Annotated in this window: 16 protein-coding genes; 9 read left to right on the top strand and 7 right to left on the bottom strand. The window is 36.4% G+C overall.

Features of this window, described 5'->3' with window-relative positions:
* Positions 1–136: 136 nt before the first annotated feature.
* On the top strand, positions 137–1,033 hold the full coding sequence (gene lipA / locus ACX9TM_RS25220) for a lipoyl synthase (RefSeq protein WP_000166372.1): 897 nt from the start codon (positions 137–139) through the stop codon (positions 1,031–1,033).
* 21 nt (positions 1,034–1,054) lie between these two features.
* Here the strand turns inward: lipA and ACX9TM_RS25215 are convergent, their stop codons facing one another.
* Positions 1,055–1,534, bottom strand: coding sequence for a YbaK/EbsC family protein (locus ACX9TM_RS25215; protein ID WP_000272746.1), 480 nt, complete (start codon positions 1,532–1,534; stop codon positions 1,055–1,057).
* Positions 1,535–1,608: 74 nt separating this feature from the next.
* On the bottom strand, positions 1,609–2,163 hold the full coding sequence (locus ACX9TM_RS25210; RefSeq protein WP_000721022.1) for a histidine phosphatase family protein: 555 nt from the start codon (positions 2,161–2,163) through the stop codon (positions 1,609–1,611).
* Between the two features lie 133 nt (positions 2,164–2,296).
* Between ACX9TM_RS25210 and ACX9TM_RS25205 the strand changes: the two genes are divergently transcribed.
* On the top strand, positions 2,297–2,731 hold the full coding sequence (locus tag ACX9TM_RS25205) for a hypothetical protein (RefSeq protein ID WP_001038433.1): 435 nt from the start codon (positions 2,297–2,299) through the stop codon (positions 2,729–2,731).
* Between the two features lie 30 nt (positions 2,732–2,761).
* Here the strand turns inward: ACX9TM_RS25205 and ACX9TM_RS25200 are convergent, their stop codons facing one another.
* Positions 2,762–3,577 carry a YhfC family intramembrane metalloprotease gene (locus ACX9TM_RS25200; RefSeq protein WP_002164635.1) on the bottom strand — a complete coding sequence of 272 codons (816 nt, stop codon included), beginning with the start codon at positions 3,575–3,577 and terminating at the stop codon, positions 2,762–2,764.
* A 100-nt stretch (positions 3,578–3,677) separates the two neighbouring features.
* On the opposite strand from ACX9TM_RS25200, the gene ACX9TM_RS25195 reads away from it, so the two are divergent.
* Positions 3,678–4,412: a MerR family transcriptional regulator gene (locus tag ACX9TM_RS25195; protein WP_063220577.1), complete on the top strand. Its 735-nt coding sequence runs from the start codon at positions 3,678–3,680 to the stop codon at positions 4,410–4,412.
* A 34-nt stretch (positions 4,413–4,446) separates the two neighbouring features.
* Here the strand turns inward: ACX9TM_RS25195 and ACX9TM_RS25190 are convergent, their stop codons facing one another.
* Entirely contained in the window at positions 4,447–5,025 is a 579-nt protein-coding gene (locus ACX9TM_RS25190; RefSeq protein ID WP_000744132.1) for a YhcN/YlaJ family sporulation lipoprotein, read from the bottom strand.
* Between the two features lie 118 nt (positions 5,026–5,143).
* Between ACX9TM_RS25190 and ACX9TM_RS25185 the strand changes: the two genes are divergently transcribed.
* On the top strand, positions 5,144–5,446 hold the full coding sequence (locus ACX9TM_RS25185) for a YutD family protein (RefSeq protein ID WP_000435943.1): 303 nt from the start codon (positions 5,144–5,146) through the stop codon (positions 5,444–5,446).
* Positions 5,447–5,491: 45 nt separating this feature from the next.
* Here ACX9TM_RS25185 and ACX9TM_RS25180 read toward each other — a convergent pair whose 3' ends face one another.
* On the bottom strand, positions 5,492–5,989 hold the full coding sequence (locus ACX9TM_RS25180; protein WP_001174567.1) for a hypothetical protein: 498 nt from the start codon (positions 5,987–5,989) through the stop codon (positions 5,492–5,494).
* Between the two features lie 412 nt (positions 5,990–6,401).
* On the opposite strand from ACX9TM_RS25180, the gene ACX9TM_RS25175 reads away from it, so the two are divergent.
* Complete coding sequence (locus ACX9TM_RS25175) at positions 6,402–7,871, top strand: RNA-guided endonuclease InsQ/TnpB family protein (RefSeq protein WP_063220578.1); 1,470 nt, start codon at positions 6,402–6,404, stop codon at positions 7,869–7,871.
* 149 nt (positions 7,872–8,020) lie between these two features.
* On the opposite strand, the gene ACX9TM_RS25170 is transcribed toward ACX9TM_RS25175, so the two are convergent.
* Together ACX9TM_RS25170 and glpX are read right to left on the bottom strand one after the other, a co-directional pair.
* Positions 8,021–8,287 (bottom strand): DUF3055 domain-containing protein, encoded by a 267-nt coding sequence (locus ACX9TM_RS25170; protein WP_000392606.1) that lies wholly within the window; start codon positions 8,285–8,287, stop codon positions 8,021–8,023.
* A gap of 17 nt (positions 8,288–8,304) precedes the next feature.
* The gene (gene glpX / locus ACX9TM_RS25165) at positions 8,305–9,276 is read right to left on the bottom strand and encodes a class II fructose-bisphosphatase (RefSeq protein ID WP_000439090.1); all 972 of its coding nucleotides are present in this window, start codon (positions 9,274–9,276) and stop codon (positions 8,305–8,307) included.
* A gap of 147 nt (positions 9,277–9,423) precedes the next feature.
* Here glpX and ACX9TM_RS25160 point away from each other — a divergent pair, with 147 nt between their 5' ends.
* The 4 genes from ACX9TM_RS25160 to ACX9TM_RS25145 all read left to right on the top strand — a co-directional run bounded on the left by ACX9TM_RS25160 (position 9,424) and on the right by ACX9TM_RS25145 (position 12,095).
* Complete coding sequence (locus ACX9TM_RS25160; RefSeq protein ID WP_000274006.1) at positions 9,424–9,864, top strand: DUF86 domain-containing protein; 441 nt, start codon at positions 9,424–9,426, stop codon at positions 9,862–9,864.
* Between the two features lie 80 nt (positions 9,865–9,944).
* On the top strand, positions 9,945–10,577 hold the full coding sequence (locus tag ACX9TM_RS25155; protein ID WP_000503345.1) for a helix-turn-helix transcriptional regulator: 633 nt from the start codon (positions 9,945–9,947) through the stop codon (positions 10,575–10,577).
* Between the two features lie 109 nt (positions 10,578–10,686).
* Positions 10,687–11,451 carry a TIGR01457 family HAD-type hydrolase gene (locus ACX9TM_RS25150; RefSeq protein ID WP_000276467.1) on the top strand — a complete coding sequence of 255 codons (765 nt, stop codon included), beginning with the start codon at positions 10,687–10,689 and terminating at the stop codon, positions 11,449–11,451.
* 113 nt (positions 11,452–11,564) lie between these two features.
* Complete coding sequence (locus ACX9TM_RS25145) at positions 11,565–12,095, top strand: hypothetical protein (RefSeq protein ID WP_000289908.1); 531 nt, start codon at positions 11,565–11,567, stop codon at positions 12,093–12,095.
* Positions 12,096–12,126 lie beyond the last annotated feature (31 nt).

Genomic DNA, 12,126 nt, shown 5'->3' with positions numbered 1-12,126 from the left:
TTTCATTATAGGGAACGATTGGAAAAAATCTTAGAATCTTCATTTGAGCAAATCGCTTTCATACGTTAGAATAGATATGTTACATTGAAAGAAGCGAACACGGTAAACTATTTCATATTGTGCGGAGTTGATAACCATGACAAAACAAACAGAATATAAGCGCAAGCCCGAATGGTTGAAAATTAAGTTAAACACGAATGAAAACTATACAGGCTTAAAGAAAATGATGCGTTCTAAGAATCTTCATACCGTTTGTGAAGAGGCAAAATGTCCGAATATTCATGAATGCTGGGCTGTAAGAAAAACAGCAACATTTATGATTTTAGGTGCGGTTTGTACACGTGCTTGTCGTTTTTGTGCGGTTAAAACAGGCTTACCAACTGAGCTTGATTTACAAGAACCAGAACGCGTAGCAGATTCAGTAGTACAAATGGGCTTAAAGCACGTTGTTATAACAGCGGTTGCACGTGATGATTTAAAGGACGGGGGAGCAGCTGTTTTTGCTGAAACAGTACGCGCAGTACGTCGTAAAAACCCATTCACGTCTATCGAAGTATTACCATCTGATATGGGTGGAGTAGAAGAAAACTTAAAAATGTTAATGGATGCAAAACCAGATATTTTAAACCATAACATTGAAACAGTACGTCGATTATCTGACCGAGTTCGCGCTAGAGCAAAATATGAACGTTCATTAGAGTTTTTACGTCGAGCGAAAGAAATGCAGCCTGATATTCCAACTAAATCGAGCATTATGGTGGGCTTAGGTGAAACGAGAGAAGATTTAATTGAAGCAATGGATGACTTACGTGCAAACAATGTGGATATTTTAACTCTTGGGCAATACCTACAACCATCTAAGAAGCATTTACCAGTTCTTAAATATTACCCACCAGCAGAATTTGCAGAGCTTAAAGAAATTGCACTTAGCAAAGGATTTAGCCACTGTGAAGCTGGCCCACTTGTGCGTTCTTCTTACCATGCGGACGAGCAAGTACGTTCTGCAAAAGAAAAAACAGCAGAAGCTAAATAATGAAAAAAAGAGAGCTAATGATTAGCTCTCTTTTTGTTTGTACTCTAAAACGGTATTTGGACATGTTAATAAAATCTTTTTTAATTCTTCTGTGGATAATTCAATTGTAAATTCAGGAACACCAGGTGTAATTAAAATTTTATCGTACGTATAAATAGCGTTATCCACAATAATTGTTACATCGTGTGAATATCCGAAAGGAGCCACACATCCCGGCGTACAACCAGTTTTGTCTCGCAGTTCATCAGGAGAACAGAGAGATAAGCGTTCTCCTGATAGTTCTTTCATCTCTCCCCGGTTGAGCCTTGTGCCCTCTAACGTAAAAAATACGTAATAATCTCCAGACTTTGATTTTAAAAATAAGCTTTTACTTGGAGTGCCTTGTAAGCCAAGTCTCTCGCGTACGATCCGATCGGTCTCATAATCGAGTACTGGTTCGTGTTCGAATTTTTCATAAGAAACATTTGTTTTATGTAGTAAAGCAAGTACGTCTTCGTACATATGAAATGATACCCCTTTCTATTGTTAGAACAGTCTCTTCTCGTGGCGTCAACTGAATGTTTTGGAAAGGGATATTACTTGGACGATGCTTCCCATAAGCGTTTTATGATACATTGTTCGTCGATTGTAATTTCGTAAATATCAGGATTCGTTAGAGTTCTCCATTCATTAAAGCCAATCGTATGATCAAAATGCTTTAAAATGAGCGTAAGTAAATTGCCATGTGTAACAAGTAGTGTTGTCGTATGGTTTAATTGTAAAACGTCTTGAATAAGCGATAGGGCCCGGTCTGTTGCTTGTTTTGTTGACTCTCCGCCTGAAAAGGCAATATCTATATTTGTAAAAGTAGATTCTAGTTTTTGCATCCAATCATCCATTGGAATGTTGCTCAATATGCGTTCAGTTAATCGTTCATCTTCTTGGATAGATAAGTTAGCTTGGAGCGCATAGGGCCGAATGGAATCGATAGCTCGGACAAATGGGCTTGAAATAATATGATCGATTTGTAGATGATTTTCTAAGAGGAATGTAGCAAGGGTGTTTGCTTGGTCTTTTCCATCGGTCGTTAATTCATCATCACGTTTTTGCCCAATTGCTGAACAATGTCGTATTACAATAATTTTCTTCATAATTCATCCCCATCTTTCAAGTTGACGCTATATACTTCGACAAATGTAGAAATAATTCCTTTTTATTGGAAACAGCATATTGATTTAAATATGTGGAAAAGTAATGTGGATAATGAACATTTGAGGTGCAATCATGAATAAAATGATATGTATTGTATTTAGTCTTTGTTTTTTTATACACTTGTCCACAACTTATGCAGAGTCGAATCAAAAACTAAATTATCCAAGCAATCGAAATAAGTCATTTGTGAGTGAGGATGTTTTTTATAAACAGTTAGATAAGAAAATCTATAAAGAATACAATAATGCAGCATATAGTGTTCGGAAAAAAATCTTATTTAAAGAAGTGGCTGATGAGGAATTTTCTTTCCTACAAAAAACAACCATGGGTTGTCGGAGTAGTGTGATGCTTCAAGATTTTTTTGTTCATCCTGATCGCCAAGTTTATTTTTTCGCTTCCTTTTCTCAAAATGAAGTAGAAGAGTTTCATAAGTACATCGTTATAGATGCAGAAACAAAGAGGGAGCTGCAAGAAGGAAAAAGCTATCACCATTGCGACAATCCATAAAAAATAACCCACCAATCGGTGGGTTATTTTTTACTCCGGCACACTCATTAATTTCGCTTTCATCTTGCGAATAAGAACGACAGCCCCAATTGTGAAGAGAAGGGTAATTCCTTCGGCAACAAAGATATTGATTGTTTTTGTTTGGTAAAGTGCCGCGAAAAAGTCTACAAATGCGTGGAATAGTATAGCGTATACTAGGAAGATATATTTCTTCTGTTTGACTGCGTATAAAACAAGCATTGTAAAGGCGATTTGAAGCACGAGTGCCATAATTCTTTCTAAGCTACCAAGGAAGTATAAGTAGGCAGGTTGCTGAATTAACATGTCCTGTAAAATGCTAAGCTCGGGTTTTTGTTCAATCAGTCGAGCGAAGCTACCATCGTTAATAGAATTAGCAAAGATTAATGCTTGTAATGCAGAAAAACCGCCAATTAAAATAGATTCAATTCCGCCGTGACCAATTCCATAAGCGAAGCCATCTTTATATTCTAGATATTTTTTTAGTAAGAAGAAGAAGGCAACGAAGCGTCCTAATTCTTCAAAAATACCAGCAGTCAATCCGCCATAAATTGCGAAGACAAACGGATTTTCTAAAAATGGAGCGATTGTTGGATTACCGCGCATAAATAGGTGGAATGGTGTTTCAAGAATTTGGGTGAATCCGATAAAGATAAGAACACCAACGCCGACCACTTTCCAATTCATATTATATTTTTTACGGAAATAAACGAGTACGATAATTGGGACCAGAATCGAGACAATGAGTTGAAAAATGATGCTGGCAATTACAGTATTTGAAACCATACTTTCACCGCTTTCTAATATATGTACATATCTATTATGCATGAAATAGGGGAGAGATGAAACTTTTAGAAAGAAAATGAATTTACTTATTGACTCTAACGTTGCGTCATACTTTATCGTATGTACTAAGGGGGAGATACAAATGACAATGAGAGTAAAAGAAGTAGCTGATTTAGTTGGAATTAGTGTGCGCACACTGCATCATTACGATGAAATTGGGTTGTTAACCCCAGACGAGACGACAGAGTCTGGATATCGTCTGTATTCCAATGAAAATTTAGAGACATTGCAGCAAATTTTGTTTTTTAAAGAGCTTGGCTTCCCTTTGAAGAAAATTAAAGAGATTATCATGAGTCCATCATTTGATCGCGAAGAGGCACTACAGCTCCATAAGAAGATGCTTCTTGAAAAGCGTGCCAGATTAGATAAGGTGATTGCGACGATTGATAAAACAATTCAGCATACAAAAGGAGAGATTGAAATGACGAATAAAGAGAAATTTGAAGGATTCGATTTCAGCCATAACCTATATGAAGAAGAAGCACGTGAAAAATGGGGAGACGCAGCTGTAGATAAAGCGAACGAATATGCAAAAGGTATGTCAAAAGAGAACCAAGAGGAGTTTAATGCTATTTATAGAAATTTAGCAACGCTTAGACACGATGCACCAGATTCTAAAGAGGCGCAGGCAGCTATTAAAGTATGGTACGATTACTTGCAAAACTTCGGTGAATATTCGTTAGATGCTTTTAAAGGACTCGGTCAAATGTACGTCGCTGATGAGCGTTTTACGAAAAATATCGATAAGTTTGGTGAGGGATTAGCGCAGTTTATGTGTGATGCGATGGAGGTTTATGCGGATCGTAATAAAAAATAAAAAGTAAAACAGGTGGAGATTTTCTCCACCTGTTTTACTTTTTAATCATATCATTCAAAGTCTGATCTCCCGTATTGTTCAAATGAGGATTTTTACTCATTTCTCGTTTTAACATATCGAGGCTTTGTGTATATTCTGTATCATTTAATGCGCCAGATTGAAGCCCTTGAATTTGAGAAATCAACTTTTGGTCTGTTGATACATATGCTTTATAATAGCGAGGAACGATGGACAAAGCAGCTCTATATACTTGATCCGCTACGAGTTTTGGATCCGTTGTGTTTGCACGGTATACAACGAACACTTCATCATCAGTAACGAGTGTAGCAGCGTTTGTAACGTCAGGAAGTTTGACTGTCATGCTTGTAATCATTTCAGCGACCTTCTCGCGATTAATGGCCCCTACTTGTTTGTTAGATACTTCATGCTTTTGTTTAGAAGAATAACCGACTCTTGTGAGTCTTGTATTTGTATTTTCCGTATGATACATGTCGTTTTTATTGGAAACAAGAACACGGCTTCCTTCTTCACGTTCCATTTCAGCTTTGTTCGCTGATTGGCAGCCTGCAAATAAGGAAAGAGTGAGAAGGGAAAGTAAAATTTGTTTTTTCACGATGTATCACCTCCTTCTCCATAGCATGTACTAATTTGCAATTTTTTGTATTTGAAATTGTTGGTTGTTATGCTTTGTGATACGATAAAAAGAAGAATGCTTAGAGAGGAAGTTAATGATGGAGCAAAAGCAAGAGATTCATGCTACGGTGAGCATTAATAATGTTCAGTACGAAGTAATTAAAAACTTTCGTGACGGTTTTAGTGAAGAAGCATTTAAAGAGCGCTATGCAGAAATTTTAAATAAATATGATTACATCGTTGGGGACTGGGGATATGAGCAACTTAGATTGCGCGGATTCTTTGATGATAGTAACCAACGTGCGACATATGATACGAAAATTAGTACGTTAACGGAGTATTTATACGAGTACTGTAACTTCGGTTGCGCACATTTTGTATTACGAAAAGTGAAGAAATAAAAAAATCCTCTTACAATTGTAAGAGGATTTTTTGCATATTTTTGCTTACAAACAAATCGAGATATGATCGCCTTCAGAAAGTATTGTATTTGGCTTCATTTGTTGTCCGTTTAATTGAATATCCCCATTTTTAATTTTATCCACAATGCGTGTACGGCTCCAGTCGGAAATATATGTGGATAAGGCTTTATCGATGCGGTGGGAACCGAAAACAATATCTAATACGATCGTGATTTCGGTTATGCCGCTTTCTTGATGTTGCGTAATGGAAATGGTAGTAGTTGTTTCTGGCTGATCCTGCTGCGTCATATCGACTGTTTCAACGTGATCAGTAAATGCTTTATAAATACGAAGTTTTTGATTCCACGTATGGTCTTTCGGACATTTATAAATGGCAAAGCGGTATATGTTTTTTCCGTTGGCGTTATGCCTACGAATATTTGTGTCGGTAAATAGGGTAGTACGTCTGCAATTTTTACAATATTTTTCGATTGTGTTTTGCTCGTTTTCATATAAACTCCAAGAAAGTTGTACTTTCTGCATTTTCCTTCACCTCTTATAGTAGTGGTAAAGGAACGTAATACAGCTATTTGGATGTCTTGTAGTATGAAGGCATGAGAAAAAGACAAGAATAAAAGGAGGTCCCCAAAGAGGAACCTCCGTAAACATCATACTACAGATGCAATACGCTCCTTTGTAATGGGAATGGGCAGACTACTCCCTTGAAAAAGCACGGTGCTTTTTTGAGAGTAATGCTATCCAATTGCTGGTCCATTACAAATTAGTTGTTGGCATACGTCGTAAATGTCCTTTCTATCATGCCTTTCGAGAGGACCCCCACCTCTAAACGTAAGTGAAGGTGGTGAGGTGAATCGAAAGAAATATTTTATTTTTGAGAAAAACAGAAACGTATGTTCTTTTTTGCTATAATATCCTTAACAAGGAGGTGAATAAAATGGCAAAAGAAAATCCATCAAACTATAAAACCCTTCAAATTTGGATTAAAAAAGGGCATCGTATGTATTCTTATTTTCAAGAATGTTGTCATAACGCTAAGAATATGTACAACACTACAAACTTTTATATACGCCAGGTGTACACTGGATTAACACAAGAAAAAGAGTTACAGCCATTGCAAAAAGAAGTTCTGGATCATATTCATAAAAATATTGGTAAGATGAATGACACACAACTTCTTGCCTATCAGAAGAAATTGGAAAAAGAGAAATTAAAGCCTAAAGAAGAACAGAAAGAGATTACATGTAATTTGTTTTCAGAACCTAATTTTGAAAAACCTTATGTAGATTACAACTTTCTAGATGCACTATTTAAGGCTATGATTCAAAATGATTATCGAGCTTTGCCTACGCAATGTAGCCAGTCAATCATGAAAGGTGTGTTCCAAAATTGGAAATCTTTTCTTGCTAGTTTAAAAGACTATAAAAAGAATCCAAACAAATATGCTGGAATGCCTAGGATTCCAAAGTATATTCGTTCTTCTGAAAAAGAGATTCTGTATACAAACCAAGATTGCATCATTAAAAACAGTAGATTTTTAAAGTTTCCAAAGACGAAATTGCAATTAAATATTGGGAAACTAGGTTTCACTGAAGGTAAACTGAAACAAGTTCGTGTGATTCCAAAATACAATGAATATGTAGTGGAATTGGTAATTGATGTTCCTTCTGAACAACAAATTATTGAAGAGAATGCTCGTTATATGAGTATTGATTTAGGTATTGATAACCTTGCAACCATCGTAACAAACACAGGTATGAAACCTGTCCTTGTTAAGGGCAAACATGTCAAAAGCATAAATCAATATTACAACAAAATGAAGAGTCATTTTACAAGCATTCTTAGAAATGGAAAACAAACGAATGAAGGACCTTTTACTTCTAAAAGGATAGAAAAACTTCATCAAAAACGTTACTTGAAAATAAAAGACGTCTTCCATAAAGTTAGTCACCATATCGTAAAACTAGCACAAGAAGAAGATGTTTGTAAAATCGTTATTGGTCAAAACAAAAGTTGGAAACAAGAAACAAATATGGGAAAAAGAAATAACCAATCGTTTTGTCATATCCCACATAGTTTATTGATTCAAATGATTACATACAAAGCAAATGCTGTAGGCATTCAAGTTATTGTAACTGAAGAATCATATACATCGAAAGCAAGTTTTCTGGATAACGACTTCATTCCAACGTATGGAGAAAATGACCAAAATACAACTTTTTCAGGAAAACGAATAAAGCGCGGCATATATTGTTCAGCAAATAAAACTTTAATTCATGCAGATGTAAATGCTGCGGCTAACATTTTACGAAAAGTAATCCCAAATGCATGGACAAATGGGATAGAGGGGTTAGGTGTGAAACAGCTCGCTAATGTGTTAACTCCCCTGACGTTAATCGTCCGTTAGGTCGAAACGTTAGAAACCCCCACTTCAAGCTTTGCTAAGTGGGGGAGTGTTCATCCAAATAGATTTATTCTTAATTATAATTAAAAGATTGAAAATTTAAAATAATTATAATGAAAAACACCAGCTAAAAAGCTGGTGCCTAAGATAAATTATATAAGTTCAAATAAAAATGAGCGTAATTCTTCTGCAATTTCTTCAGTCATAGAAAATGCGTGCTCTAAGTAGCCTGGTTCGTTTAAATCGTCAGCGCCGATGATTGCGAATTTATTACGCTGCATATCAAGGACAATTGTTTTACCGTAATGACGATCGGAGTATAATAGCGCTAAATCATGACGCTCATTTTCTCCCATAAAGCTAACGAAACGAGTTTTTGTAGCGACAGTGTCGTCGTACAGAAAGAAACGTTCTTCCATACACATGGCTCCTTTTATTAAATATCTAAGTTTAAGTGTGGCTTATGATCTAAATGGTGATGCGTTTTAATGAATCGTACTGTTCTTGTTTTGTAACGCATTACGATAGAGTATGTTTCAGCTAAGTCTCCGCCAAGGAATTTAACACCGTCTAATAACTCACCAGCAGATACACCAGTTGCTGAGAAGATTGCATCATCCCCAGATACTAAGTCATCTAACATAAGAAGTTGACGAGGATCTTCTAATCCCATTTCACGACAACGAGCTTCTTCTTCTTCGTTCATTGGAACTAAGCGAGCTTGCATTTCACCTTCAAGGCACTTTAATGCTGCTGCAGAAATAACACCTTCTGGAGCTCCGCCAATACCTACGAATAAGTCGATACCCGTTCCAGGTAGTGCTGTTGCGATTGACGCACCAACATCACCGTCACCAAATAATTTTACGCGTGCACCTTTTGCACGAACACGGTCAATAATATCTTGATGACGTTCACGTTCTTGAACGATAACTGTTAGATCGCGAATCTTTTTATTGTTAGCTTCTGCTACAATTTCAATTGTTTTTTCAATTGGATCATCTAAGCTAATTTTACCAGCTGCTTTTGGACCAACCGCGATTTTTTCCATGTACATATCAGGAGCATGAAGAAGGTTCCCTTTGTCTGCGATTGCAATAACTGCCATCGCATTTGCAAGACCTTTTGCAACGATGTTTGTACCTTCTAATGGATCAACGGCGATGTCTACTTCTGGACCATTACCTGTTCCTAGTTCTTCACCAATATACAACATCGGTGCTTCATCAAGTTCTCCTTCACCAATTACAACTGTACCTGCCATGTTTACTGAATCGAACATATCACGCATTGCTGTAGTTGCTGCATCATCTGCTTCATTTTTCTTTCCGCGGCCCATCCACTGTGCGGATGCTAAGGCTGCTGCTTCTGTTACACGGACAATTTCTAGTGCGAGTTCACGTTCCAAGATTCCATTCCTCCAATTTCAAAAATCATACAAATATAACTATAACAAATAACGGAGAAAAGGTGAATTCGAAAAATTGTCGATTTTTTCAGAAGAAAGCGTTACAATTAAAATGTAAATGCTTTAATTTCCAGGTAGGTGACATTCATGTATTTCGTAGACAGAAAGAAAATAGAACAAATGCTAGTATGTTTAGAACGAGCAACAAGTACATTTCAAGAGAAAAAGATATATGAAACCGAGTTTGAATTTTACGCATTAGAGCGCATAGCCCATCTTATTATTGATTGTGTATTAGATGTAGGAAATGCGATGATTGATGGATTTATTATGCGTGATCCAGGAAGCTATGAAGATATTATTGATATTTTAATGGACGAGCGAGTGATAAGTGAAGAAGATGGACAAGGGATGAAAGAAATTATCCTTCTTCGAAAAATGCTTACGCAAGATTATATTCAAATGAATCATGATGAATTATATAAGACGATTCAAAAACATATTGCAGTGGTAGAGAAATACCCAGCAAATATTCGCAGTTATTTAGAAAAGGAATTAGGACCTGTATCTGCATTTGTACCAGAATAATTATGCTTATAAGATCCCCAGAGAATGCCTTTTGGGGATCTTATATTGTATGTGAGAAAGAAAAGGGAGAAGGGTGAAGTATGGGGGAAGCACGTACTACGAAAGACGAGATTGTACAATTGTTGAAAGTAAAGGGAGAGCACACGGTAGCGGAACTAGCTGACGTTTTAGAGATTACAGAAATGGCGATTCGAAGACATTTAAGTAATCTTGAGAAAGACGGACTCATTTATTCTAAGATGGTAAGGCAACATGTCGGAAGACCAACTTATTTGTATGGATTAAGCGAAAAGGGAGAAGATACATTCCCGAAAGAGTATAAGCAATTTGCGATTGATATGCTAGAAGATTTAGCTCGAATGGGCGATGAAAAAATACTTCGTTACGTTTTAAAAGAGAGAACGAAGCGAATGGAAGAACAGTTACAAAAGAGAGTGAGTAATCAAAAGAATTTAGCATATAAAGTGCAAGAGATAGCAGCTATGCAAGAGAAAAATGGTTATATGGTTCAAATAAAGAGAGATGGAGAGAAATCTTTCGTAATTGAAAAACAAAACTGTCCGTTAAAGGAAATTGCCGAGAGATTCCCGCAAGTGTGTGAAGATGAAAAAGAAATGTATAAGCGTTTATTTACGAACGCAGAAGTGAAAACGCTAGCAAATATGTGCGAGGGCGATTGTAGTTGTTCTTACCAAATAAAAGAGAAAAAATGAACGTTATGGGGCGCTTTAAGGTAAAGCGTTTTTTTCTTTTGGAAAAGCGGGTAATATAAGAGTGGTATGATAAGGTGAGAACGTTAGCATAGAAGGAGAGACATAATCGATGTATAAAGGTTACTTAATTGACTTAGACGGTACGATGTATCGCGGAGAAGAACAAATTGAAGAAGCAAGCGACTTCGTAAAAGCATTAGGAGAGCGCGGCATTCCATATTTATTCGTTACGAATAACTCAACTCGCAAACCGGAACAGGTAGCAGAAAAGCTTGTTCGTTTCGATATTCCAGCGAAAGCAGAGCAAGTATTCACAACGAGTATGGCGACTGCGAACTTTATTTATGAACGTAAACAAGACGCAACTGTATATATGATTGGTGAAGAAGGCTTACACGATGCACTTGTGGAAAAAGGATTTGAACTTGTGGATGAAAATCCTGATTTCGTTGTTGTGGGTTTAGATCGTGACATCACATATGAAAAATTAGCAAAAGCGTGTCTTGCTGTGCGTAATGGCGCAACGTTTATTTCTACAAATGGGGATATTGCCATCCCAACTGAGCGAGGATTATTACCAGGTAATGGTTCATTAACATCAGTTGTAGCAGTATCAACAGGTGTGGATCCAATCTTTATCGGAAAACCAGAATCAATCATTATGGAACAAGCTTTGAAAGTGCTTGGCATAGAAAAGAATGAAGCATTAATGGTTGGGGATAACTACGATACAGACATTTTAGCAGGAATAAATGCTGGTATGCATACGCTTCTTGTCCACACTGGAGTCACAACTGTGGAGAAGTTAACAGAATACGAAGTTCAACCGACGCAAGTTGTGCATAACTTGACGGAGTGGATTGAGAAGATGTAATGAAATGCAGGTAGCCGGAAGAGGTTACCTGCATTTTTTATGCATAATTGCATATGTACTATAGGTATGCGGAATGTAAAATTTAAATGTATTGATATAAGGGAGGAATAAGAATGTACTGGATGTCATGTATTATGCTTGTTTTTACATTATGCGTTTTGTTCTTTGTTCTATGGAAAATATATATAATAAATGAAATGAAAAAAAGCGCAGGAAAACTTATTGCAATGTATCCTCGGGTGAAAAGACGTTGGATTGCATTACTTGGACCAGCATATTTCATTGGACAATGTATGTATATATATGCTCAGTACGTAAGTGGCGATATTGATACAGTTGAACAGTTTTTTATTCAGCTAGGTATTCATGCTGTAGCAAGTTGTTTTATGACTTTAATAGCTATACATCTTATTAAAAGTGTACAAATATATGAAAAAGGTGTAATAGATGGATTAAACTTTTATTCATATGAAGAATTGAAAGGCTATAAAACATCAACATGGGAAAATCCAAAAGAAAATATATTTTTATATCGCGGGCGAGAAAAAATGAATGACAATGTGAATTTACTTATTAGACAGGAAGATATGAATGAATTAGAAAGCATTCTTCAAAGATATATTCCGAAATTAATGATGAAATAAAAAAACTCCGGTTGTTAAAGCCGGAGTTTTT

It is taken from the genome of Bacillus sp. LH1 (assembly GCF_057924895.1).
Note: the sequence above shows the minus strand (reverse complement) of the source record. Positions and strands in the feature narration are given on the sequence as shown.